This is a genomic window from Brooklawnia cerclae (assembly GCF_011758645.1).
GTDB classification, from domain to species: domain Bacteria; phylum Actinomycetota; class Actinomycetes; order Propionibacteriales; family Propionibacteriaceae; genus Brooklawnia; species Brooklawnia cerclae.
Genome location: NZ_JAAMOZ010000001.1, coordinates 261,754 through 285,058, shown reverse-complemented (window position 1 = coordinate 285,058; position 23,305 = coordinate 261,754). Strand labels below are relative to the sequence as shown.

Annotated in this window: 22 protein-coding genes and 1 pseudogene; 17 read left to right on the top strand and 6 right to left on the bottom strand. The window is 66.5% G+C overall.

Annotated features, from left to right (window positions below; genetic code table 11):
* Positions 1-4: 4 nt before the first annotated feature.
* Positions 5-1,291, bottom strand: a complete 1,287-nt coding sequence (locus tag FB473_RS01350; RefSeq protein WP_167164129.1) for a toxic anion resistance protein — start codon at positions 1,289-1,291, stop codon at positions 5-7.
* 208 nt (positions 1,292-1,499) lie between these two features.
* Between FB473_RS01350 and FB473_RS01345 the strand changes: the two genes are divergently transcribed.
* Positions 1,500-1,757, top strand: a complete 258-nt coding sequence (locus FB473_RS01345) for a metal-sensitive transcriptional regulator (protein WP_167164127.1) — start codon at positions 1,500-1,502, stop codon at positions 1,755-1,757.
* A 248-nt stretch (positions 1,758-2,005) separates the two neighbouring features.
* On the opposite strand, the gene FB473_RS01340 is transcribed toward FB473_RS01345, so the two are convergent.
* Positions 2,006-3,664: an FAD-dependent oxidoreductase gene (locus FB473_RS01340; RefSeq protein WP_167164125.1), complete on the bottom strand. Its 1,659-nt coding sequence runs from the start codon at positions 3,662-3,664 to the stop codon at positions 2,006-2,008.
* 112 nt (positions 3,665-3,776) lie between these two features.
* Here FB473_RS01340 and FB473_RS01335 point away from each other — a divergent pair, with 112 nt between their 5' ends.
* From FB473_RS01335 to FB473_RS01305, 7 genes are all read left to right on the top strand, one after another.
* A complete protein-coding gene (locus tag FB473_RS01335; RefSeq protein ID WP_167164123.1) occupies positions 3,777-3,956 on the top strand; it encodes a hypothetical protein in 180 nt (59 codons plus the stop codon).
* Positions 3,957-4,126: 170 nt separating this feature from the next.
* On the top strand, positions 4,127-5,995 hold the full coding sequence (gene typA, locus FB473_RS01330) for a translational GTPase TypA (RefSeq protein ID WP_167164121.1): 1,869 nt from the start codon (positions 4,127-4,129) through the stop codon (positions 5,993-5,995).
* Between the two features lie 76 nt (positions 5,996-6,071).
* Positions 6,072-7,388: an MFS transporter gene (locus tag FB473_RS01325; protein ID WP_167164119.1), complete on the top strand. Its 1,317-nt coding sequence runs from the start codon at positions 6,072-6,074 to the stop codon at positions 7,386-7,388.
* Positions 7,389-7,564: 176 nt separating this feature from the next.
* Positions 7,565-7,774 carry a PLDc N-terminal domain-containing protein gene (locus FB473_RS01320; protein WP_167164117.1) on the top strand — a complete coding sequence of 70 codons (210 nt, stop codon included), beginning with the start codon at positions 7,565-7,567 and terminating at the stop codon, positions 7,772-7,774.
* 208 nt (positions 7,775-7,982) lie between these two features.
* Positions 7,983-8,207 (top strand): hypothetical protein, encoded by a 225-nt coding sequence (locus FB473_RS01315; RefSeq protein WP_167164115.1) that lies wholly within the window; start codon positions 7,983-7,985, stop codon positions 8,205-8,207.
* Entirely contained in the window at positions 8,201-8,647 is a 447-nt protein-coding gene (locus FB473_RS01310) for a hypothetical protein (RefSeq protein ID WP_167164113.1), read from the top strand. Before FB473_RS01315 ends, FB473_RS01310 begins: the two co-directional genes overlap by 7 nt.
* 649 nt (positions 8,648-9,296) lie before the next feature.
* Complete coding sequence (locus FB473_RS01305; protein WP_167164111.1) at positions 9,297-9,605, top strand: hypothetical protein; 309 nt, start codon at positions 9,297-9,299, stop codon at positions 9,603-9,605.
* A 1,330-nt stretch (positions 9,606-10,935) separates the two neighbouring features.
* Here the strand turns inward: FB473_RS01305 and FB473_RS01300 are convergent.
* The gene (locus tag FB473_RS01300; RefSeq protein ID WP_167164109.1) at positions 10,936-11,589 is read right to left on the bottom strand and encodes a hypothetical protein; all 654 of its coding nucleotides are present in this window, start codon (positions 11,587-11,589) and stop codon (positions 10,936-10,938) included.
* Positions 11,590-12,073: 484 nt separating this feature from the next.
* Between FB473_RS01300 and FB473_RS01295 the strand changes: the two genes are divergently transcribed.
* Genes FB473_RS01295 through FB473_RS01285 form a run of 3 tightly spaced genes read left to right on the top strand, consistent with a single transcriptional unit; the run spans position 12,074 to position 14,845 of the window.
* Entirely contained in the window at positions 12,074-13,123 is a 1,050-nt protein-coding gene (locus FB473_RS01295) for a peptidoglycan-binding domain-containing protein (protein ID WP_167164107.1), read from the top strand.
* A 1-nt stretch (position 13,124) separates the two neighbouring features.
* Entirely contained in the window at positions 13,125-13,760 is a 636-nt protein-coding gene (locus FB473_RS01290; RefSeq protein WP_208390393.1) for an ATP-binding cassette domain-containing protein, read from the top strand.
* Positions 13,757-14,845 carry an ABC transporter permease gene (locus FB473_RS01285; protein WP_167164103.1) on the top strand — a complete coding sequence of 363 codons (1,089 nt, stop codon included), beginning with the start codon at positions 13,757-13,759 and terminating at the stop codon, positions 14,843-14,845. The genes FB473_RS01290 and FB473_RS01285 overlap by 4 nt, the downstream gene beginning before the upstream one ends.
* 243 nt (positions 14,846-15,088) lie before the next feature.
* Here the strand turns inward: FB473_RS01285 and ygfZ are convergent, their stop codons facing one another.
* Genes ygfZ through FB473_RS18160 form a run of 3 tightly spaced genes read right to left on the bottom strand, consistent with a single transcriptional unit; the run spans position 15,089 to position 16,744 of the window.
* The gene (ygfZ, locus tag FB473_RS01280) at positions 15,089-16,048 is read right to left on the bottom strand and encodes a CAF17-like 4Fe-4S cluster assembly/insertion protein YgfZ (protein ID WP_167164101.1); all 960 of its coding nucleotides are present in this window, start codon (positions 16,046-16,048) and stop codon (positions 15,089-15,091) included.
* The gene (locus FB473_RS01275) at positions 16,045-16,557 is read right to left on the bottom strand and encodes a heme-binding beta-barrel domain-containing protein (RefSeq protein ID WP_167164099.1); all 513 of its coding nucleotides are present in this window, start codon (positions 16,555-16,557) and stop codon (positions 16,045-16,047) included. Before FB473_RS01275 ends, ygfZ begins: the two co-directional genes overlap by 4 nt.
* Positions 16,558-16,612: 55 nt before the next feature.
* On the bottom strand, positions 16,613-16,744 hold the full coding sequence (locus tag FB473_RS18160; RefSeq protein WP_279588558.1) for a hypothetical protein: 132 nt from the start codon (positions 16,742-16,744) through the stop codon (positions 16,613-16,615).
* 81 nt (positions 16,745-16,825) lie between these two features.
* Here FB473_RS18160 and dtd point away from each other — a divergent pair.
* The 6 genes and pseudogenes from dtd to pstS all read left to right on the top strand — a co-directional run.
* Positions 16,826-17,257 (top strand): annotated as a pseudogene (dtd, locus tag FB473_RS01270) (D-aminoacyl-tRNA deacylase); the annotation flags it as partial.
* A gap of 85 nt (positions 17,258-17,342) precedes the next feature.
* Complete coding sequence (locus FB473_RS01265) at positions 17,343-18,014, top strand: winged helix-turn-helix transcriptional regulator (RefSeq protein ID WP_376837327.1); 672 nt, start codon at positions 17,343-17,345, stop codon at positions 18,012-18,014.
* Between the two features lie 34 nt (positions 18,015-18,048).
* On the top strand, positions 18,049-18,966 hold the full coding sequence (gene mshD, locus FB473_RS01260; protein ID WP_167164095.1) for a mycothiol synthase: 918 nt from the start codon (positions 18,049-18,051) through the stop codon (positions 18,964-18,966).
* A gap of 24 nt (positions 18,967-18,990) precedes the next feature.
* Positions 18,991-21,090, top strand: a complete 2,100-nt coding sequence (locus FB473_RS01255; protein WP_167164093.1) for an RNA degradosome polyphosphate kinase — start codon at positions 18,991-18,993, stop codon at positions 21,088-21,090.
* A 1-nt stretch (position 21,091) separates the two neighbouring features.
* On the top strand, positions 21,092-21,976 hold the full coding sequence (locus tag FB473_RS01250) for an NUDIX hydrolase (protein WP_167164091.1): 885 nt from the start codon (positions 21,092-21,094) through the stop codon (positions 21,974-21,976).
* 164 nt (positions 21,977-22,140) lie between these two features.
* Positions 22,141-23,241 carry a phosphate ABC transporter substrate-binding protein PstS gene (gene pstS / locus FB473_RS01245; RefSeq protein ID WP_167164089.1) on the top strand — a complete coding sequence of 367 codons (1,101 nt, stop codon included), beginning with the start codon at positions 22,141-22,143 and terminating at the stop codon, positions 23,239-23,241.
* Positions 23,242-23,305: the final 64 nt, after the last annotated feature.

The following is a 23,305-nucleotide window of genomic DNA, read 5'->3' as shown; positions in this document are numbered from 1 at the left end:
CGAATCACATACCCAGGTCGTAGTTCGGCACGATCTGCGCCTGTGCCATGCGCTCGTCCGACTGCTGGGCCCGTTCCAGATAGGCGCGCGACTTGGCCACCTCGTTCTCGAGCGTGCCGATCGTCTGACTCATGTTCGCCAGGGCGTCGAGCTTGAACCGGTCGATGGAATCCATCGTCTCGTAGATGTTTGCGAACGCCTTCTGCAGACTCTCGATGCCGATCGTCGAGTTCGCGGCCTGCTGCTGGATCGTGACCGAGTTGGTCTTCAGCATCTCACTCGTGCGTTCGATCAGGCCCGAGGTGGTCTCGTTGAGGGCCGTGATCTGGTCGAGGACGAGCTTCTGGTTGCCGAGCGCCTGTGCCGTGATCACGGCCGTGCGCAGGGCGGAGACCGTGGTGGTCGAGGCCCGGTCGACGCCCTTGATCAGTTCGACGTTGTTCTTGATGATGACGTCGATCGCGAGATAGCCCTGGATCGAGACCGCCAGCTGGGTCAGCAGGTCCTGGTGCTTCTGGCGCACGTAGAACAACACGTCCTTGCTGAGGGTGTCGGCCTTGGCAGGATCGGTCACCTGCAGTTCCGCGATCGCCGCGGACAACCGGGCGTCCAGCTGCTCGGCCAGGTACACGTACTGATTGAGGCGCTGCATCGTGTCCCACAGCTGCTGCTTCTCCATGTTGAGGCTGACGTTGTCCTTCGTCAGTTCGTCCTGCCCGGAGCGCAGGGCATGGAGGATGCCGTTGAGGTGCTGCTGGCTCGACTGATACTTGCGGAAGTAGTCCTGGATCTTGTCGCCGAACGGGAAGATGCCGAGGAACTTCTTCTGCGCCGTGCCCTGGTTGGGGTCGAGGCCCTCGACCGTACGCCGCAGTTCGACCAGGGTGTTGCTGATCTTCGAGACGTCGGTGAGACCGCCGGTCTTCATCTCGCGCAACGGCGTTTCCAACAGCCGGTTGCTGGTCTCGGCGGCCCGCCGGATGTCGGCGTCGCCCATGGCGCGCACCGCGTCGGCCTGGGACGCGAACTCGGGGCTGCCGGCCTGCTCGTTCATGATCGCGCCCATGAACTGGGCGACCTTGGCGTCCAGCACCGGCTGCTGCTCGGCGGTGACGGGCGGAGCCATCTCGGGGGCCTGGGTGGCCTGCACCACGGGCGGCGGGGCGGGGGCCTCCAACGCGAGGATCCCGGCACCGGCCGGAGGAGCCAGCCGCTGCGTGGGCGCGGGCTGTGCCGCCGCACCGGCCGGATAGGGCTGGGGCTGGAAGGCGGCTCCCGGGGTGTCGCTCATGTCTCGTCCTCCATGAATCGAGCGGGCAGTGACATCTGCGGCCGAGCCTACCCGTCGTCCTGCTCACACGGCAGGCGCCGGTGGCGGGGATTCCCCCGAGCCCGCCCTGAGTACCCCCGGCATGTCCGCGTAGCCTCGCGGAGTGGCGCTGTGGGAACGGGCTGTATCATCGAGCCAATACCCAGGGGGGTAATCGAAGGAGGGGATCATGCAATTGTCCGCCGAAGAGTTGGAGGGCGTCGTCAAGCGACTCCAGAGGGCCCAGGGCCAGCTGGGCGGAATCGTCCGCATGATCCAGGAGGGGCGCGACTGCCAGGACATCGTCACCCAGTTGGCCGCGGTCAGCAAGGCGGTCGACCGCGCGGGGTTCGCCATCATCGCCACCGGCCTCAAGGAGTGCGTCCGCACGAAGCAGGGCGCCGCCGACACCTCCGAGCTCGAGAAGCTCTTCCTCGCGTTGGCCTGACAGTCCTCCGCGATCATTGCGGAAGGTTGAGGGTCGACTATGCCCCCCAATCTTCCGCATTAGTTCATCAGGGCCGCGGTCCCTGCCCTACACTCGAAGAGACCTGCCACCAGCCGGGAACGGTTGACAGGATCAATGGCCCCGGCCTCTAGCGGCACGACAGCATGCGTCCACGAGGGCGGCATCGCCTCGCCGGGTCACGGTTGCACGCCTTGCGGGCCAGGGCTCAGCCCCGATCCGCTTCCGTTCTACGGCCTCGACGGCGACTCCGCGTACTGACCCGCGAGCCAGGTCTTCATGCCGCCGTCCAGGTTGCGCACCCGCGTCCACGAGCCCTCGCCCCGGCGCTGCTCGAGTATGCGAGTGGCCAGGTAACCCCGCAGTCCCACAGCACAGTGGACGACGACCTCACCCGACGGCACCTCGCCGAGGCGACCGCGCAGCTCGTCCAGGGGAATGAGCACCGAGCCCGGGATCGACTCGTCGCGGTGCTCTTTTTCCGTGCGGACGTCCAGCACCGTCGCCCCGGCGGCGACCGCGTCGGCGACCTCGTGCCACTGGATGGTCTCGACCAGCCCGTCGCGCATGTCGGAGGCCACCCAGCCGAGCATGTTGACCGGGTCCTTCGCGGAGGCGAACTGCGGCGCGTAGGCGAGTTCCAGTTCGGCCAGCCCGCTGGCGGGAACGTCGTTGGCCATGGCTGTCGCGATCACGTCGATGCGCTTGTCGACACCTGCCTCGCCGACGCCCTGGGCACCGAGGATCCGATCGGTGGCGGGGTCGACCAGCAGCTTCAGGGCCATCTGCACTGCTCCCGGGTAGTAACCCGCATGGTCGGCCGGATGGGTGTGGATGACCCTGTAGGACCGGCCCGCCCCGCGCAGTCGTTTCTCGTTCCATCCGGTGGCAGCCACCTGCAGCCCGAAAACGCCGACGACGGCCGTTCCGAGCACCCCACGTCCGCGCACCGGACGCCCCATGATGGCGTCGGCGACCAGGCGTCCCTGCAGGTTGGCGGTCTGCGCCAGCGGGACGAGGGCAGGCTGCCCGTCCAGCGCGTCGGACTTCTCGACCGCGTCCCCGACCGCGTGGATATGGGGATCCGAGGTGGCGAAGCGGTCGTCCACGAGGATGCCGCCCCGTTCGCCGATCCGCAGCCCGGCAGCCTTCGCCAGGCCGCTCTCGGGCCGGACGCCGATGGCAGCCACCACCAGGTCGGCGGGGAGCACGCTGCCGTCCGCCAGGGTGACGTCGTCCGAGCCGATCGAGGCCACCGCGCTCCCCAGGCGCAGGTCGACACCGCTCGCCTTGAGGCGGTCGTGCACGAGGGACGCCAACTCGGGGTCGAGGGGCGCCATGACCTGCGGCGTAGCCTCCACCAGCGCCACCCGGATCCCGCGGTGGACGAGGTTCTCGGCCAGTTCGATGCCGATGAACCCGCCCCCGACGACGACGGCCGTGTGTGCCCCCGCAACGGCCGCGACCAGCGCGTCGGCGTCCTCGACGTCACGCAGCGACAGTGCCCGTTCGATGCCGGGCAGCGGCGGACGGACGGGTCGCGCCCCGGGCGACAGCACCAGTTCGTCGTAGCCGAGCACGTAGGTGGTGTCGTCGTCCAGATCCCGCACCTCGACCGTCCTGGCCGCGGCGTCGATGCCGACCACCTCGTGGCGGACGCGCACGTCCAACCCGAAACGCGTCCTGAGCGACTCGGGGGTCTGAAGCAGCAGGGACGACCTCCGCTCGATCACCCCGCCCACGTGGTAGGGCAATCCGCAGTTCGCGAAGGAGACGTTGCCGCTCCGTTCCAGGACGACGATGTCGGCGTCCTCGTCGAGGCGCCGCAGCCGCGTGGCGGCCGACATGCCGCCCGCGACCCCTCCAACAATCACGATTCGTCGATTCATGATCGACACAATACCCCCGGGGGTATATGCTCCTGCAAGAAACCTACACTGCTCCTCGTGGCCTCGAACCATCCGGAGGCCCAGGGGCAGCGAAACCGAAGGAGCGATGAACATGTGCCGAGCAGTCACGTGCAAGGTCTGCGGTAAGACCACCTGGGCCGGTTGCGGCCAGCACATCGACGCGGTGAGAGCCACCGTGCCCGCGGGTCAGTGGTGCGACGGCAGCCACAGCGCCACCGAGAGCGCGAAGGCGTCGTCCGGCAACCCCTTCACGAGGTTCTTCGGCCGCTGACGAGCGGGGTGGGCAGGGGCGACGGTTGGGCCGAGCCACCACGGCGGCGTAGAATTGATGCCGTGTTGCTCGCCGGGCCCCCTCGGGTTCGGCGTTTTCATGTGCACACCACGCCCATCCCGGGCCCCGGCGAATCGTCCGGGCCCGGCCCCACACCCGTCGGGAGATCCATGCCCATCCGCTCTGACCTGCGCAACGTCGCGATCGTCGCCCATGTCGACCACGGCAAGACCACCCTGGTCGACGCCATGCTGTGGCAATCCGGCGCCTTCCGCGAGGGTGCCGACGTCGACAACCGGGTCATGGACTCGATGGATCTGGAACGCGAGAAGGGCATCACCATCCTCGCGAAGAACACCGCCGTCCACCACACGATGGACGACGGCTCCGACATCCTCATCAACATCATCGACACCCCTGGCCACGCCGACTTCGGCGGCGAGGTCGAGCGTGGCCTCGAGATGGTCGACGGGGTACTGCTGCTGGTGGACGCGTCCGAGGGCCCGCTGCCGCAGACGCGCTTCGTCCTGCGTAAGGCATTGGCCAAGAAGCTGCCGATCATCCTCGTGATCAACAAGGTCGACCGCCCGGACGCCCGCATCGCCGAGGTCATCGAGGAGACCTACGACCTGTTCCTCGACCTGCTGGAGGACGACGACGACCACGGGCTCGACTTCCCGGTCGTCTACGCGTCCGCCAAGGCCGGTCGCGCCTCGCTCGCCCAGCCCGCCGACGGGGGCATGCCCGACTCGGACGACCTGGAGCCGCTCTTCGAGGTGATCCGCACCTCGATCCCCGCCCCCACCTACACCGAGGGCGCCCCGTTGCAGGCCCACGTCACGAACCTGGACTCGTCGCCCTACCTCGGCCGGCTGGCGCTGTGCCGCATCGTCGAGGGCACCATCAAGCGCGGCCAGCAGGTGGCCTGGTGCCGCCGCGACGGCTCGATCACCACCGTGAAGCTGTCCGAGTTGCTGATCACCCGCGCGCTGGAGCGCGTCCCGGTCGAGCAGGCCGGTCCCGGCGACATCATCGCGGTGGCCGGCATTCCCGAGATCACGATCGGCGAGACGCTGTCCGACCCCGACGACCCGCGGCCGTTGCCTCTCATCCATGTGGACGAGCCCTCGATCTCGATGACGATCGGCATCAACACCTCACCGCTGGCCGGACGCTCGGGCAAGAACCTCACGGCCCGGCTGCTGAAGAACCGGCTCGACCAGGAGTTGATCGGCAACGTCTCGATCAAGGTGCTGCAGACCGATCGTCCCGACACCTGGGAGGTGCAGGGACGCGGCGAGCTGCAGCTGGCGATCCTGGTCGAGATGATGCGCCGCGAGAGCTTCGAGTTGACCGTCGGCAAGCCCGAGGTCGTCACCCAGATCATCGACGGCAAGGTCAACGAGCCCACCGAACGCCTGACGATCGACGTGCCCGAAGAGCATCTGGGCACGGTCACCGAACTGCTCGGCACCCGCAAGGGCATGCTCGAGCAGATGACCAATCACGGCAGCGGCTGGGTGCGCATGGAGTACGTGGTGCCCTCGCGCGGCATGATCGGGTTCCGCACCGAGTTCCTCACCGCGACGCGCGGCACCGGCATCATGAACCACGTCTTCGAGGGATACACCCCCTGGGTGGGCGAGATGCGCACCCGGAACACCGGGTCGCTGGTCGCCGACCGCAGCGGGATCGTCTCCGCCTACGCCTTGTTCAACCTCCAGGAGCGCGGGGTGCTGTTCATCTCGCCCGGCGACGAGACCTACGAGGGCATGGTCGTGGGCGAGAACGCCCGGCCCGACGACATGGACGTCAACCCCACCAAGGAGAAGCACCTCACCAACGTGCGGTCGTCCACCGGCGACGAGCTCGAACGCCTGATCCCGCCGCGCAAGATGAGCCTGGAGCAGTCGCTGGAGTACTGCGCCCCGGACGAGTGCCTGGAGGTCACTCCCTCGATCGTCCGGGTGCGCAAGGTGGCTCTCAGCGCCCACGACCGGGCGAAGGCCAGGACGCGGGCCAAGAACCCCCGGGTCTGACGACCGGCTGCCGGTCCCGAGCGTCCGGCGCGCCCAGGACTGGCCAATGTCAGGGGCTTGGTGTTGGATGGCCCGCGTGCCTGTGCCCAGCCGACTGTTCACGCTCTACAAGGAGATCCGCTCCGACCGACTGCTGTGGATCCTGTTGGCGACCTCGGCCGCGCGCTCCCTGGGCCGGGGGTTGTTCCTCGGGCTGACCACGCTGTACTTCACCCGCATGCTGGGTGTGCCCATCCAGACGGTGGGCACCGTGCTGTTCGTCGCGAGTATCGCGGGCGCGGCCTCGTCCTACCTGGGCGGGCACTTCGCCGACAGGGCTTCCGCACGTCTGCTGATCGGCGGGGCGTTCTTCGTCCAGGCGGTCGGGTTGGGCGGGTATGCCTTCGTCCCGGACGCGACGCCCCGCTCGCTGATCTGGCTCACCGCGCTCGCAGCCCTCGCCGAGGGTGCGGCCTGGTTCGGTGGCACGGCCACGCAGGCCGCCGTGGCGCGGGGCTTCTCCGGGGCCGCACGCGTGCGGGCCCAGGCACTGTGGCGCACGGTGGCGAACGCGGGCATCGCCGCCGGCAGCGGCCTGGCCGCGATCCCGCTGGCCCTCGACACCCAACTGGCCTACCGCGTGTCACTGGTGGTCGCGGCTGCCGCCTACCTCGTCGCCGGGGTCATCGGGCTACGGCTGCCCCGCTCGGCGGACGCCGGAATCGCCGGGGACGATCCCGAGGCCGATCCGGCCGAGACCGTCCGGGCCGGGACGACCGGCACCCCGCAACCGAGCGTCTCGCCGTGGCGCAACCCGCGGTTCATCGTGCTGGGGCTCGGGTCGGCCATGATGGTGATGAACTTCGCCGTCACCGACGTCGCCCACCCGCAGTGGGTGTCGGCCCACACCGCGGCCCCGCCCGCGCTGGTGTCGGCGTTGCTGCTCATCAACACCGGCGTCGTCGTCGCCCTGCAGGTGCCGAGTTCACGCCTGACCAGGGACATCCCGAGCGCCGGACGCATGATGCTGTGGTCCGGGCTCGGCTTCCTCGTGGCGGGTGTGCTGGCATGGGCGGCAGCGAAGTTCTCCGTCACGGGCGCCGTCGTCTGCATGGTGCTGGCGGCGACCGTTCACGCACTGGGCGAGGTGGTGTCGTCCTCGGCCACCTGGGCGCTCAGCTTCGGCCTCACCCCGCGCGACCGGGCGGGCGCCTATCAGGGGTTCCAGTCGTTCGCCGTGTCCGTCGGGTCGATGGCCGCGCCGTTGGTGATCACCAACACCGCCCTGCGGTTCGGCCTGCCGGGCTGGCTCGTCCTGGGTGGCGTCCTCGCCCTGGGCTGCCTGACCGCGACACTGGCGACCCGTGGCGCCCGGCCGGCCGACGAGGTGGGTGGCTCGCAGTCCGTCTTCTGACGAATGCTCCCCGACACCGCCCGGTCTGCCGGAGCGGTGACCGATCGAACCCGACGAACCGACGCTGTGCCCAATCGCCCGCTCGCGCACCGCGCCGCCGCTAGGCTCCCTGGCATCGGCCGATCGACAAGTCACGCGTCCTGCCAAGGCGGTCGGGACGCCTCGAAGGGATCCACATGAGCTTCGCAGAGGCATGGATACTGTTGCCGCAGGTGATTGTGCTCGCAGCGCTCGTGACTGTCCTGTTGCGCAGGGGGATGGCGCTCCAGGAACGGTTGCTGTGGGTGCTGGTCGTAATTGTGCTCAACATCATCGGTGCCATCGTGTGGTTCGGCTATCTCGTGAACGAACGGCGCAAGCAATTGTCGCGGCCCCTTGGCAGCTGAATTACGCGGATGATTTCCGTATCTGCGGACGAGATCTCACCCGCAAGAGCAGATTTCGTCCGCGTCTTCGAACACGGCGGGGTGGGGCACCAATAGAGTGACGGACGTCAGCACGAGCCCTACCCCGGATCGACGGCGATCCCTAAAGCCTCACATGGACGCGAGTGCCCGCCGTCGTCGATCGGGACCGAGCGAAAGCGGTACGACCATGCGATTCCGGCGAGCGGTACCTGCGACCCTGATGGTTGGTCTGTTGGGAGTCGGCCTGCTGGGAGCGTGCAGTGCGCCGCCCACGAGTGTGGAGCCGCTGCCCGCCATCGAGGACTACGTGCCGTCCGCGGCAGACCTGGAGCTTTATCACAGCCGACTCGACGAGCAGGCGACGGACCAGGGGCTGCAGGGGATGCCGGAATACGAGATCGTCCGATGGTGAACCCGGACGAGGCAAGCACGGTGCAGGTCAGCTGTCTTCGCGAGCTCGGGTTCGCCGCACACTTGAGCGCAGACGGGTGGTCGCACTCGATCACCCTCTCCGACGAGCAGGCGGATGCCTACCACAAGGCCGCATACGAGTGCTCGGCGCAATACCCTGTTCGTGCGGACATAGACCGCCCCATACAGGGCGAGGAGATCACGATGATCTACCGCCACATCCTGCACGGCTTCATCCCTTGCGCGGAAAATCTGCTCGGGATCCAGAGCATCGAGGAGCCCTCGTACACCACCTACCGGCGGTCGATCGACTACGACGGGGTGGTAGCGATCGACCGCGAGCGGATGACGGACGTACTGTTCCCCGATCTGCCCTACAGCCTCCGGCTCGAGGACGAGTGCTCGCTGCTCCCCGAGGGTTTCCGCGACTACCAGCGGTAGCGACAGCTTCGGAACACCGCGCGATCTCCAAGAGCACTCGAAGACCCCCTCCGACCCGCCAGTCCAGATAGCGCAACCTTTTCCTATGCTCTTGACGGATCCAACCGATGGTGATTGCGTTAAGAACGCGACATTGACGTTGTTTCACCCCAGAGGAGATTCTGATGTTAGCTATCAAGGATGGCCGCCGGGGTCCTGTTCGCCGTGTTAACACTATCGGGCGGGATTGTTGCGAAAAATGTTGCGGCGCAGTGACCGAGGTCTGGCTGACTACGCAAGGAGGAGTCGACATGAGCGCAAGTTCGTACTGCGTATGGGTAGGCTGACCGCAGTTGCCGCCTGCCTGATCCTGCTTGCCGGGTGCGCGGCGAATAGCTCACAGGATTCGGGCCTCTCGGCACCAGTATCTGCAGGTGCGACGACGATACTCCAGGCGGACCTGGATGCTCGAGAAGAAGCTCTTGCCCAGTTCGCCGAAGCATTTGATCTCACTGACGTGCCTGACGTCGAGATTGTTCGGTGGATTGACCCTTCCGAGCATGTTCCAGTTATCGTCGACTGCCTAAACGAAGCGGGGTACCCCGCCCAAGTTGACGAAAGCTGAGGAGGAACAGGTATAACTATCGACAATCCAGCCGGAGGATACCATTTGGCGCAATACATCTGCGAAGCGCAGTACCCGGTGTTCAATATCGGGATGCGCCCGCTCAGCAATGAGCAACTGCGCGAGCTCTACGGGTATTATGTGACTGAATCAGTTCCTTGTGTGGAAGACCATGGCTACGAGGTCGATGTGCCGTCTGAAGATGTGTTCATTGAGACATTCAATTCCCCGCAGATTTGGTCACCCACCATGCAGCTCAGCCGAGAAGTGGGGACGACACTGACTCAAGAAGAGTTGGATGCTGTTGAGGAAACCTGCGAGTCGGACGACATCTTCGAGGAGTTGTGGCGCTAGCTCATGACTTCTTCCAATGTAATTGCTCCCGAATGTCGTAGCGACTATGGATTCGACTGCGGGGCAACCGTGCCCGGTGGACCGTCGTCGCGCCTAGATGACCAGCAGGCATCAATCGCCCGTTGCCGCCGCTGCACCGAATAGAAGCATGGTGAACAGGTCGCAGACAGAATTCAGCTCGTCGTCCGAGTTTCAACGAGTGAACGGGCATATAGAAGGATTCACATCCTCGGGCATGCTGGCAGTTACCCTCCACACGCCATCTTCACCTCGACTGATCGAGACTAGATTCACCATATATGGTGCGCCCGCATACGGACCACCTCCAGCAATATCCTCGCGAGGCGCCGCCTTCGAGCTGAGACAGGCTTGAACGAACATCGAGTCCTCGGCGGCAGCAAAGTCCGGATGTGGCCTTAGCTGTACAAGATTGTCCTTGTCTACGACGGTTCGTATCCCATAGAACGTTTGAAGAGGAACAACGGGATTTGTGAACTCAGACTGATTACCGTTGTAATACTCCTTCAATTGTGCGAAGTCGTTAATATCGGTCGAATGACCCAGTTCGAATACTGTGGTCAAGAAACCGACATACGCTTCTTTGGCTCCTTCGGGGACCAAGCCCACGGTCGCGGACGATGTCGACTCAGATTGCTCAGATGAAGTTCCACAACCAAGGCATATCAGAGTCACCGATATCGAGACTACTGCACCTGTCCACCATCTCATTTAGGGTCTCTCCAAGATTCTGAATAATGACGTGCGTACAACTCGTGAGTCCAAGCGTTTTCAGAACGCCAAGAATATCGGTCGAGTGCTGCGCCCGGGGTGTGTCGATAGACGATTCACCCCGGACGCAGCTGTCGATATCCGAAGATCGCTGCTTCATCGTCAGGGACCTTCAGATCAGATCACGAGATTCAGGAAGCAACTCGGCCAGCCACGTACGCACAGTAGGTGTACGTCTGGTCCGACGAGAGCCTGTCGCCATTCGTCAGAACGTTCGAGTTGCGAATCGCACTGAAGGGTGACAGCATGCGCGAGGTCCACCACTGAAGCGGAGCAGGACGATCGAATCGCTGCTCGCGAAGCGTCCCGTTGGTAGACCACAGCTGGTGCTGCACCCAGGGTGACATCCCCATGGCCGTGACCTGGCTAGCGACGACTCGATCCGACGAGCACGTCAACTGTTGCGGGTAGATCGGATCCGCATGGCTCTCCGAAACATATCCTCCGGCCATTACCGCCATGACAGCAATGGCAAGCGATGCGATTGCCTTTTCATATTCTTTCTCCTTCCGCTGAACGTTACCGCATACCTTCACTTTTCCTACCTCTGGTAGGACCTAAACCCGGACGGCCGCAGAGGACAAGCTTCCATCAATGCTTGGAGCTCCTCATCACTGGGTTGATACTTGCGGCTGAGCTCCTCGTAGACTGGATCCACAGTTTCACCGCTCAGCGACCGGGCATAAACTTCAAATGATGGCTTCGAGAGCCCCTCGTATCCTTGATCAGATGCGCATGGCAACCACTCATCAACGAGGTGGTCATAAACAGCTTTCATCTCTAGATCACTTAGCGGGCGATCAATATCCATTCTTGTCGGATACTGAGCCGTGCACACATAGGTAGCAAGATGGACAGAGTCCTCTTGGCCCGGCGCTGCCTCCACAGTGTAGCTACTAGTATCCGTCTGCACGACATCGACACCAGCAGCCTGAAGACACTCAACCATCAACGGTATGGAATCCTCCGGATCAACCCACCGTACGATGGCAACGTCTGGAAGATCTTGTAGTTTGTATTCTGTCGCAAGACTTTCTAGGTTCGACTCATACTTAGCTATATCCCAGTCTGAGGGCACATAGTCGCTTATCGGTGGCAGCGGTTCAAGATCGGGCTGCTCAGTAGATGAGCAGGCCGTCAAGAAGTAGCAGGTGCTGACGACACTTGCAAGAGTAGCCCGGAAGACTGTAGTCAAGAACATACTTTCCTCTTTCGATATCGTTCGCAGTCTTGTCGCGCATTACACGGTTCAAAGCCGATTGCCAATCGGCCAGTCGTCGCGAGCCGTGATTTCGATCACTGAAATGGCTGCCAGCGCGGCCGTGCCCTCTGAGGTTCGCTCGTCGATGCAAAGCTCAGCTCTACGACCGGGGTCAGGACGACAGCAAGCTGGGTCGCACGGGTTCCGGATACGCAACAGTTGGCTGGAAGGGGGTGGGTTTTCATGATGCTCCTTCGTCATCATCTCCGTGATACCAACGTTAGCCCCGAACACCTCGGGACACGCTCGTTCTTGTGAAAAACCTGTGAGTCACTTTTGAGCGAGGGGAGCCTAGCCTGTTCATTCGTGGGAATACTTGGTTCAAGCCCGACTGCGGGCGGCACGAATCGACGGTGGGCTAGACTGCGGTAGTCTCAGCGTCCTCCCGGAGGGCTTCATCGACGACTGAGGAAGTGACATGCGGAATAAGGTTGCTCGGTGGGCCACCGTGGCGGCCGCCATCGCCTTGGCCTTGCTCGGCGGCTGGTGGGCGGGGCGAGCGACGCTGGCGTCCCCCGAGACCCCAACAACCGACGCCCCACAGCAGGTCACCGCTACTGTGACACAAGCGAGTGTCGGCCAAACCCTGAATTACAACGTCTCGGTTCGCCAAGAACTCACGATCATCGCCACCAATCTGCTGCAGGGTGTCGTCACGTCGGTCTCCGGGGGCGAGGTCGCCCCCGGAGACACCGTCTACTCGGTCGCGAATGTGCCCGTGCGGGTCGCGCGCGGATCGATGCCCTTCTACCGTGATCTGACCACCGCCGCCGAAGGAACCGACGTCGAGCAGGTACAGCAGATGCTCGACGACCTCGGCTATGACCAACCCGTCACTGGGGAATGGGCCGGCATCACGACGGCCAACGTCAAGGCCTGGCAAGACGATCTCGGCGAGGAACAGACCGGGATCATCCGGCTCGGAACCCTGATAGCGGTTTCCCAGCTCCCGGCGAGTGTCGCGCCCGGGGAGGCCATCACCGTCGGCGCCCAGGTCTCCGGCGGCGAGCCGGGGTTGCTGGCATACATGGGCACACCGGAGTTCGTCATCTCGCTCACCGCCGACCAAGCCCGCAACGTGCCACTGAATACCCCGGTCACGGTTGCCTTCGAAGACCGCACATGGTCTGCTCTGGTCGCGGGCTCTCAGCAGCGGGACGACGGCACGACCGACCTCGTGCTGACAGCCCCTGACGGGTCGGTCGTCTGCGGAAGCGACTGCGGGTCACTTCCGGCAGCCGAGACCACAATGCTGCCCGGGCGCGTGCAGATCGTCCCCGAGGTGTCCGGCCCGGCCGTCCCTGCTGCGGCCGTACGTACCGACGAGACCGGCGCCTCCTACGTACTGCTCCCAAACGGCTCGAAGGCTCCGGTGACGGTGCTGGCCTCCGGCGATGGACTGGCCATCGTCGAGGGACTCGACGTGGGCGATCAGATCGTTGTCCTGCAGGCCGACAGCGAGAAATGACGTGCTTGCCGTCCAGGATGTGCGCTTCGCGTATCGGCACGGCGCCGAGGAGTTGTTCGGCGGGTTGAGTTGCACCTTCACAACAGGTGCGGTGACAGCCATCACCGGCGCTTCCGGGCGCGGCAAATCGACGCTGCTCTATCTGCTCGGGCTCATGCTGCGCCCCACCAGCGGCGCGGTGCTTCTCGGCGATATCCGCGTCGATCACCTGCCCGACGCCCGGCGCGCGGAGTTGCGCGCTCAGCGCCTCGGCTTCGTCTTCCAGGACGCTGCCCTCGATCCCGCCCGCACCATCCTGGACTCCGTCGTCGAACCCGCCCTCTATGCGGGCTCGCACCGCCGCGACGTCACAGGACGTGCACGCGACCTCCTCGAGAGGCTCGGTGTGGCAGAGCGGGCGGACCATCGCCCCGGCGAGATCTCCGGCGGACAGGCTCAGCGCGTAGCTGTCGCCCGTGCGCTGATCAACAGCCCTGCCGTCGTGCTCGCCGACGAGCCCACCGGCAACCTCGACCATGACAATGCGGCCATCGTTCTCGCAGCCCTCCGGGGCGCGGCCCGAGACGGAGCGGCGACCATTATCGCGACCCACGACGACTTCGTTCTGCAGCACTGCGACCAGCGGGTGGAGCTGTGAGAATCACCGAACTGGTTCGCGAAATACTAGCCTCGGCGCGCGCCCAGAAGGTGTCCACCATCATGGTCGCTCTGCTCGCAGCAGCCATGTGCGCGACGACGCTCCTCACCGTCGGACGTGCGGCGGCCGCCGAGCAACAGGTACAGGCCCGCCTCGACGCGGCAGGTTCACGCACTTTGGCGATCACCGATTCCGCGTCAGCCGGATTCCTCACGCGCGACGTCATCGCCCAGATCGGCACCCTGGACGTCGCTGAGCGGGCGGTCGGCCTGACTAGTGCCATCGACGTCACGACAGCCACAGTCGGCAGGGGCGGCGAGCGGGTCGCGTCCTGGCAGGTCGTCGGCGACATCCCGGACGTCGCCATCCTCGTCCGCGGTCGATGGCCCCTGCCCGGAGAGGCCATCGTCTCCGCTACCGCCATGAGCGCCCTTGCCCTCGACGCCCCCGTCGGAGCAATCACCTCCACCACTGGCGTGACTTACCCCGTCGTTGGGCAGTTCACCGCGCGTGATCCCTTCACCAACATCGCCGGAGGCGTGCTCATCAACGCTTCCACCGGCACGGCCGCCCGCACCCTGCATGTCATCGCCACCACGCCGAGCGCCGTTCCCAGCCTGCAATCCGCAGTCCTGACGACCCTCGACCAACCCCTGCAGAACATCCAACTCGACTCCCCGGCAGACCTGGCCCAGCTTCAGAGCGATGTCATGGGCGACCTCACGGCTTACGGACGCGGGCTCATGCTCATGGTCCTGGGCGCCGGTGCGCTACTGACCGCCATCGTCGTGCTCGCCGACGTCCTGCTTCACCGCACCGACCTCGGACGACGCCGCGCGCTCGGCGCTCCTCGTTGGGTGATCGTCTCACTGGTCACAGGGCGAGCAGCCATCGCCGGAGCGATGGGGGCGATCCTCGGCACGACGGCCACAGCGATCGCCCTTGCCTCTGCCGGGCACGCGCCCGTCCCCACCTTCGCCGCAGGCACCGGCGTGCTCGCGGTGCTCGCCGCTGCGGTCGCCGCGTTGCCGCCGGCCGTGGCTGCCTCGCACAACGATCCTGTTCGCGTGCTACGCACACCGTGAGCGCTTCCGCTCCCGTTGCCCAACGCCATAGGTGCGGAAGCGGTACGCCCCGGCGCCTGCGTGACAAAAGTCCTTCAAATTCGCCAGCACACACCGAGGATGGACTGTGACTAGCGGAGACACTCACCAACCAGCTCGTGTTCGCCAAATTGAAGGAAATCTGTCACGCCCTCCGGGGCACTCGCTTCGACAAGCTCAACGAGCGGAAGCCGGGGAAACACAGCGAGCGGAAGTCGGGGAGACTCAACGAGCAGGCGGCCGGAAGTGCAGCCCCACCTCGGGGTCGACGAGAACCTCCTGCGACGCCGCGATGCCACCCGCGACCAGGGTCGCGTCCGCGGGCACCGACCGTTTCACCAGCCCCAGCGCCACCGGCCCGAGTTCGTGGTGCTGAGCCGCCGTCCCCACGTGGCCCACCTCGCGACCATCGAGGACGATCGCCGCCCCTTCCTCGGGCAGGGCCCCGTCCAGGAGCAACCGGACGAACCGCCGCGGCGGGCGTCCCAGATTGTGCACACGCGCCACAGTCTCCTGACCCCGGTAACATCCCTTGTCCAAGGCAGTTCCGAAGAGCCCGATCTCGTTGGGCACCGTGCGGGCGTCCGTGTCGGAGCCGATCCGGGGCACCCCGGCGGCGACGCGCAACGCCTCGAAGGCCCACTGCCCCGTGTGCCTGGCGACCGGAAGCTCGCCGTCGGCGGGGACGACGAGTTCGCGTCCGGCACCCACGAGCGACGTACGTCCGGCGAGAACGACCGTGGGCTCGTCCACCTGCTCCCCCACCCAGACCACGTGCAGGTCGTCGCGCGCGACGACCTCGGCCTTCGTCCAGAACTTCATCGACTCCAGGAAAGCCACCAGGCCTTCCCGGTCGCCGGGCTCCGTCCAGCACCAGGCGGTCGTCCCGTCATCGACGAGGACGAAGCCGTGCTCGATCTGCCCGGTGGGCGACAGCACCAACGCATCGACGCCGAGCGCGGCCTGAGGCCCGTCGATCGCCTGCGAGGTGAGCGAGTGCAGCCAACTCAACCGCTCCTCGCCGGTCACGGTGAACACCTCACGACTGGTCAGTTCGACGAGGGCCTCGCCCGCCTCCATCGCCCGCTGCTCGCCCAGGGGATCACCGAAATGCCACGCCATGCCCCGGTCGGGGCCGTCGGCGACCTCGACCCTGCCGTTCTCGTACGCCCCGTCGCCGCTCATGCCCGCTGCAACCTTGCCCACATGTACGGCTGCAACTCCACCTCGGTGGTCGCGCGGTCGAAGGCCCACATCAGATGCCCCTCGACGTTGCCGTAGAGCCGGTGCCCTCCCGTGTAGGCCGTCTGGGCGGTCTGCGTCCTGGCCACGACGTCGCTGGCCAACTCCACCTTCGCGCCGGTCACCGAGCCGATCCAGATCTCCGACCAGCCCTCGGGGGAGGCGAGCACGACCTCCAGCTTCCCGTCGGCGCCCGGACGCCAGAACCCGGTCTCCATGTCCAGCGGGCCGGCGGGCTGCCCGTCGGCATCCAGCGTCCAGGTCTGGGAGAGGTAATGCAGATAGCCCGAGCCGTTGGTGGCGAAGTCGATCTGCTGACCGAACTCGATCTCGTCGGCCCCCTGCCCGCCGCTCGCCGGCCAGGTGCGGTGACCGTTGCCCTGCCAGCGGCCGATCAGCCACGCGAGCCCCATCAGGGCGGGGTTCAGATCCTCGGGAATCTCGAAGGCCATGGGCTCCTCCAGGCAATGGTCGGGGACGACGGTGACGTGCGGTGCGCCGACCCGCTCAGCCCCTTCGGGGCTCGGAGTGCGACGTCGGTCGCGCGGCGTTCCGCAGCAGACCCACCAGGACGACCATCCCGGCGAGAGCCACCACCAAGGCAGCAACCACGAGGACGATCACCGAGAACTGGGCCACCCGGTAAGCCTACCCGCCGGGCCCCACCCGGTACCGGTAAGCTCTGACCCCAGCCAGGTGACATCGGCGAAAGGCGATTCCATGCGCGTCGTGCTCCAGCGAGCGGCCCGCGCCCACGTCGAAGTGGACGGGGAGGTGACCGGACGGCTGGCGTCCCCAGGACTGGTGGCGCTCGTCGGCATCACCCATTCCGACGACCGGGCGGTCGTCCGCCGCATGGCCGAGAAGACCTGGACGCTCCGTATCATGCCCGACGAGCGTTCGGCGGCGGACCTCGGAGCGCCGATCCTGGTGATCAGCCAGTTCACGTTGTACGCGAACACCCGCAAGGGGCGTCGTCCCACGTGGAACGCGGCGGCGCCGGGGCCGATCAGCGAGCCGTTGGTGGACGCGTACGTGGACGATCTGCGTTCCCTGGGCGCGACGGTGGGTACCGGGCGATTCGGCGCGCACATGTCGGTGAACCTGGTGAATGATGGTCCGATGACGGTCATCCTCGACTCGGCCGACTGGGCGCCGGTATCCTTGGACTCGGCCGTCACGTCGCCACATCGCTGGGACAGCGAAGCTCCGCACGACGGCCACCGGGAGACAGGAAGTGGATAGCGTGGCAGAGATCTGTTTCGTCACGCCGGCCAGCGCGTCGCAATCGCCGACCGAACCTCCTAGCGCACTGCTGTTGCTGAATCACACCGTGCGCTCGGTCGTCGGCGGCGATCAGGCCGCTGCGCAGGCGATCGGCACCGACCTCGGGATCGTGGACGCACGGTCCGACCTCGGTGCCGCGCGCGCCACCTGCCAACTCATCGCGACGGCCACCGACCGGTGGCCCATCCTGCTGCTCGTCCCGGCGGCGGGGTTGTCGGCAGTCGGCACCGACTGGCGTATCGACGACTTCATCCTGGACGACGCATCCCCCGCCGAGTTCGAGGCCCGCATCCGCTGCTGCATGCAGGGCACCACGTCGTCCAACACCCTGGTGGCCGGCCCCATCGCCATCGACGAGGACGCCTACCTGGCGACCATGGACGGTGAACCCCTCGATCTCACCTACACCGAGTTCGAACTGCTGAAGTACATGGTCGCCCATCCCGGACGCGTCCTGACGCGTGAGCTTCTGCTGAGCGAGGTATGGGGCTACGACTACTTCGGCGGCACCCGCACGGTCGATGTGCACATCCGCCGACTGCGCGCCAAGCTGGGTCCCGAGCACGACCAGTGCATCGGCACGGTGCGCAACGTGGGCTACCGGTTCTCCGCGTCGCGCTGACCCTCGCCTCGGCTCGATGGCGTAGGTTCGGGTGGTGGCCGAAAAGCTCGTTTCTCTGTCCCCCGATCAACACGCCGCCGTCCAGGCGCTGAGCGACGCGGCAACCGCACACGACGCAGTCGCACCGCTCAACGAGTCCGCCCGGTTCGCTCTGCGCGGTCTGGGCACCCATGTGGTCGATCACTGGCTGGCGACCGACGGCGAGACGCTGGTGGGCTACGGCCAGGTCGACCCCGGCGACGCGAGCGCCCAGCTGGTCGTCCACCCCGATCACCGGCGTCGCGGTCACGGACGACGCCTCGCCGATGCGATGCGGGCATCCGGCACGGTCGCCACCTGGTGGGCCTTCGGTAACCTGCCCGGCGCGCAGGGGCTCGCCGGTGCGCTCGGGCTGAGTGTCGTCCGGGGCCTGAACTTCATGACGCTGGGCCCCGACGTGGTCGCGCCCGCTGCCCGGCCGCTGCCCGACGGGCTGGTCCTCGATCACTTCCGGCCCGGCGACCTGGACGAGTTCGTCCGTGTCAACGCGGCCGCCTTCGCCCACCATCCCGAGCAGGGCGCCATGACCGCGGCGGACTTCCGGGCCCGCATGGACGAGGACTGGTATCGCGACGACGACCTGCTGATCGCGCGGGACGCGTCCACCGGTGGGATCGCCGGCTACCACTGGACGAAGCTCACCTCGCCTCAGACCGACTCCGCGGCCGGCGCGGGCGAGTTCGTCGGGGAGGTCTACGTGCTGGGCGTGTCGCCTGCGCACGCGGGCCACGGCGTTGGCAGCGCCCTGCTGGCAGCCGGTATCCTGCACATGCGTGCTCGTGGCGCGTCGACGATCGAGCTCTACGTCGAGGCGGACAATGATCACGCCCTCGCCCTGTACCGGCGGGCGGGCTTCGAGGTGGCGAGCGCCGACGTCGCCTACGGTTCGGCGACGACGGCGCAGCCGAGCTGACGGACGTTCGGGCAGGGAGAGGACATGGTCGAGCAGACGCACGACAGGAGCGGGCTGGACGAGTTGCCCACCGGTCGGTATTCCGACCGTGAGCTCAGCTGGCTCGCCTTCAACAATCGCGTGCTCGATCTGGCGAGGGACGCACAGCGCGTCCCTCTGCTGGAGCGCGCCAAGTTCCTCGCCATCTTCAGCTCGAACCTGGACGAGTTCTACATGGTGCGGGTCGCCGGCCTGAAGCGGCGCATCGACGCGGGTGTGGCCGTCTCGTCGGCGGCGGGCATGTTGCCCCGCGACCTGCACGACGCGATCCTGGCGCGCACCGCCCAGCTGATGACCGAGCAGTCCCGTATCTTCGCCACCCAGGTGCGCCCCGAACTGGAGGCCCACGGCATCCGGATCCTCACCTGGGCCGATCTGACCGCCGGCGAGCAGCACCGGATGCACGAGCTGTTCACCGAGCGCATCTTCCCGGTGCTCACGCCGCTGGCGGTCGATCCCAGCCACCCGTTCCCCTACATCTCGGGGCTGTCGATCAACCTGGCCGTGCTGCTGCGCAACCCGACGACCGGCACGCGCCAGTTCGCCCGCGTCAAGGTGCCCTCGATCCTCTCGCGGTTCATCTCGCTGGGCGAGGGCCGTTTCGTCCCACTGGAAGACCTGATCATCCAGCACCTGGACGAGATCTTCAGCGGCATGCAGGTGCTCCAGCACACGACCTTCCGCGTCACCCGCAACGAGGACGTCGAGGTCGAGGAGGACGACGCCGAGAACATCCTCGTCGCCATCGAGAAGGAACTGCTGAGCCGCAAGGTCGGCCGTCCGCCGGTTCGCCTCGAGGTCGAGGACACGATCGACGGCGAGATGCTCGAGCTGCTGCGCACCGAACTCGACGTCTCGTCCCGCGAGGTCTTCAAGCTGCCCGCCCCGCTCGACCTGACCGGCCTGTTCGCGCTGGCCGGCGTCGACCGCGAGGACCTCAGCTACCCGAACTTCCTGCCCAAGACGCACCCGGATCTGGTCAGGGGAATCGAGACCAGCGCCCCGGCCGACATCTTCAAGGCGCTGCGCAAGAAGGACGTGCTGCTCCACCACCCGTACGACTCCTTCGCCACCAGCGTCCAGCGGCTGGTGGAGCAGGCCGCGGCGGATCCCCAGGTGCTCGCCATCAAGCAGACCCTGTACCGCACCAGCGGCGACTCACCGATCGTGGACGCCCTCATCGAGGCCGCGATGTCGGGCAAGCAGGTGCTGACCCTGGTCGAGGTGAAGGCACGCTTCGACGAGCAGAACAACATCAAGTGGGCGCGCAAGCTCGAGAAGAACGGCGTCCACGTGGTGTACGGGATGGTCGGGCTCAAGACCCACTGCAAGCTGATGCTCGTCGTCCGTGACGAGCCCGACGGCCTGCGGCGCTACGCCCATATCGGCACCGGCAACTACAACCCCAAGACCGCCCGCCAGTACGAGGACATGGGGCTGCTCACCTGCAACCCCATCATCACCGACGACGTCGCACGGCTGTTCAACCACCTGTCCGGCATGACGCAGGAGACGAACTACCGGCGGCTGCTGGTGGCTCCCCAGGGCATCCGCACCGGCCTGATCGCCCGGATCAACCACGAGATCGCCCACAAGCGGGCCGGGTTGCCCGCGCGGATCCGCATCAAGGTCAACTCGATCGTCGACGAGGCCACGATCGACGCGCTCTACCGCGCGTCCCAGGCAGGTGTGCCCGTCGATCTGTGGGTGCGCGGCATCTGCGCGCTGCGCCCCGGCATACCGGGCCTGTCGGAGAACATCCGCGTCCGGTCGATCCTCGGACGTTTCCTGGAGCACTCGCGGCTCTTCTGGTTCGAGAACGCCGGACGGCCGACCGTCGGCATCGGCAGTTCCGACCTCATGCACCGCAACCTCGACCGGCGCGTCGAGGCCATCGTGTCGATCACGCACCCCGGCCACATCGCCGAGATCGGCGAGTTGTTCGACATGGCGTTCGACGAGTCGTCGGTGAGCTGGCACCTGTCCGACGAGAACTGGACGCCCGTGACGACGAACGCCGACGGAAGACCGCTGCGCGACATACAGGAGCGCCTCATCGAACGCACGGCGACTCGCAGGCACTGACATGGCCAAACGGGGGGAGATCCTGGCAGCGGGCACGGTCGTGCTGAGGGGCGAGGGCAGTGACTGCGAGGTGCTGGTCGTGCATCGTCCCGCCTACGACGACTGGAGCCTGCCGAAGGGAAAGCTGAACCCGGACGAGTACGGCCCCGTCGCCGCCGTCCGGGAGACCCTGGAGGAGACCGGGTACCGGGCCCGGCTGCTGGCACGGCTTCCGGACTCCCGTTACGAGGTCGCGGGCCGCCGCAAGACCGTCGAATGGTGGCTCGCCGCGGCCACGGACGACCCGGTCGCCGACCACGACGGCGAGGCCGACCTGATCGAATGGTGGTCGGTGGCCCAGGCCATCGCCCGGCTGTCGTATCCCGACGACGTCCGTGTCCTCACCGAGGCGCTGCGCGTCCCACCCGGCGTCCCGTTCATCATCGTCCGGCATTCGAAGGCGATGGCCCGCCGGCAGTGGAAGGGGCCCGACTGCGATCGGCGGCTGACCGAGCGGGGACGACGCCAGGCCAAAGCGCTGGCCGACGTGTTCGCCGCCTTCGGCGTCCGGCACCTGGTGAGTTCGTCGGCGACGCGGTGCGTCCGGACGCTGACGCCGTATGCCCAGCGCGCGGGCCTGGACGTGCAGACCTTCACCGAGCTCAGCGAGGAGTCCGCGGCGGCCGACCCCGATGGCGTCACCTGGGCGATGAGCCAGGTGCGGGCGATCGCGCAGGCCAGCGGCGAGCCCCTGGCGCTGTGCGGGCATCGGCCTGTGCTGCCCGCGATGCTGGATTTCCTCGGTGTCGCGCTGCACAAGACACCCAAGCCCGCGGAAGTGATCGTATTTAGCATGTCCGAACGAGGACAAGCCAGGGCAACAGCCCATATTGCTCCCAAACTGTGACCTTTGGCCAGATTGGACGACGATCACCCCCCTGATGTACATCGGGCGTTCACCAACCGTTCACCCTAGGGCTCGGTTCACGTCATAACCGGCTCGTAACTTCGAAGCCGAGGGCCTTTCGCGGGCCCGTGTTCGAAACCATCGTCCCTGGAGGGAACAAGACTGTGAAGACCTTGCGTGCGGGCGCGGCCATTGCCGCTGCGGTTGCGCTGACACTGTCGGCCTGTGCCACCAACGAGAGCGACTCCGGCTCGACTTCGAGCGACTCGGCCAGCTCGGCGGACACCCTGAGCGGCACCCTGCAGGGCACCGGCGCCAGCTCGGCGAAGGCCGCCCAGGAAGTGTGGCGCGCCGCGTTCCAGGAAGCCCACTCGGCCGTGACCGTCAACTACTCGCCGGACGGCTCGGGCGCCGGCCGCACCGCCTTCACCGACGGCGCCGCCGACTTCGCCGGCTCCGACCGGGCGCTGAAGGACGACGAGATGTCGGGCACCTTCGCCCTGTGCGCCACCGGCACCACGCCGATCAACCTGCCGATCTACATCTCCCCGATCGCCATCGTCTACAACGTCGAGGGCGTGGACGACCTCAAGCTCGACGCCGAGGTGGTCGCCAAGATCTTCAAGGGCGAGATCACCAACTGGAACGACGCCGCGATCGCCGAGCTGAACTCCGGCGCGAGCCTGCCCGACCTGGCGATCACTCCCGTGCACCGCTCCGACAACTCGGGCACCACCGAGAACTTCACCGCCACCCTGGCCAGCATCGCCCCCGAGGTGTGGACCGACGCCTCGTCCGGCGACTGGCCGGCCACGCTGGGTGGCGAGGGCGCGCAGGGCACCAGCGGTGTCATCGCCGCCGTCCAGAACGGTGCGGGCACGATCGGCTACGCGGACGAGTCCGGCGTCGAGGACGGCATGACCGTGGCGACCTACAGCCCGGACGGCACCGGCGAGTACGTCGGCCCGACCGCCGACGATGCCGCGCAGATCGTCGAGGCATCCAGCCGCGTCGAGGGCCGCGAGGACAACGACTGGGCGCTGGATCTCGACCGCACCGCGGCCGGTTACCCGTTCGTCCTGGTCTCCTACGCGATCGCCTGCCAGGAGTACGCCGATTCGGCCAAGGGTGAGCTCGTGAACGCCTACCTCACCTACATCGCCTCGGACGAGGGTCAGGAGGCCGCGCAGCCCCAGGCCGGCAACGCGCCGCTGAGCGGTGACCTCGCCACTGGCGTCCAGGAGGCCGCCGCGTCCATCAAGTGATCCGACCGGTTCACGACGTGATCGAAGTCATACGTTGACCGCCCGCCCTCCAAACGCCTAGTTT

Excerpts from the sequence above, each read along its gene's own strand:
- FB473_RS01350 (WP_167164129.1), bottom strand. The coding sequence starts at position 1,291 with ATGAGCGACACCCCGGGAGCCGCCTTCCAGCCCCAGCCCTATCCGGCC.
- FB473_RS01345 (WP_167164127.1), top strand. The coding sequence starts at position 1,500 with ATGCAATTGTCCGCCGAAGAGTTGGAGGGCGTCGTCAAGCGACTCCAG.
- FB473_RS01340 (WP_167164125.1), bottom strand. The coding sequence starts at position 3,664 with ATGAATCGACGAATCGTGATTGTTGGAGGGGTCGCGGGCGGCATGTCG.
- FB473_RS01335 (WP_167164123.1), top strand. The coding sequence starts at position 3,777 with ATGTGCCGAGCAGTCACGTGCAAGGTCTGCGGTAAGACCACCTGGGCC.
- typA (WP_167164121.1), top strand. The coding sequence starts at position 4,127 with ATGCCCATCCGCTCTGACCTGCGCAACGTCGCGATCGTCGCCCATGTC.
- FB473_RS01320 (WP_167164117.1), top strand. The coding sequence starts at position 7,565 with ATGAGCTTCGCAGAGGCATGGATACTGTTGCCGCAGGTGATTGTGCTC.
- FB473_RS01315 (WP_167164115.1), top strand. The coding sequence starts at position 7,983 with ATGCGATTCCGGCGAGCGGTACCTGCGACCCTGATGGTTGGTCTGTTG.
- FB473_RS01310 (WP_167164113.1), top strand. The coding sequence starts at position 8,201 with ATGGTGAACCCGGACGAGGCAAGCACGGTGCAGGTCAGCTGTCTTCGC.
- FB473_RS01295 (WP_167164107.1), top strand. The coding sequence starts at position 12,074 with ATGCGGAATAAGGTTGCTCGGTGGGCCACCGTGGCGGCCGCCATCGCC.
- ygfZ (WP_167164101.1), bottom strand. The coding sequence starts at position 16,048 with ATGAGCGGCGACGGGGCGTACGAGAACGGCAGGGTCGAGGTCGCCGAC.
- FB473_RS01275 (WP_167164099.1), bottom strand. The coding sequence starts at position 16,557 with ATGGCCTTCGAGATTCCCGAGGATCTGAACCCCGCCCTGATGGGGCTC.
- FB473_RS01255 (WP_167164093.1), top strand. The coding sequence starts at position 18,991 with ATGGTCGAGCAGACGCACGACAGGAGCGGGCTGGACGAGTTGCCCACC.
- FB473_RS01250 (WP_167164091.1), top strand. The coding sequence starts at position 21,092 with ATGGCCAAACGGGGGGAGATCCTGGCAGCGGGCACGGTCGTGCTGAGG.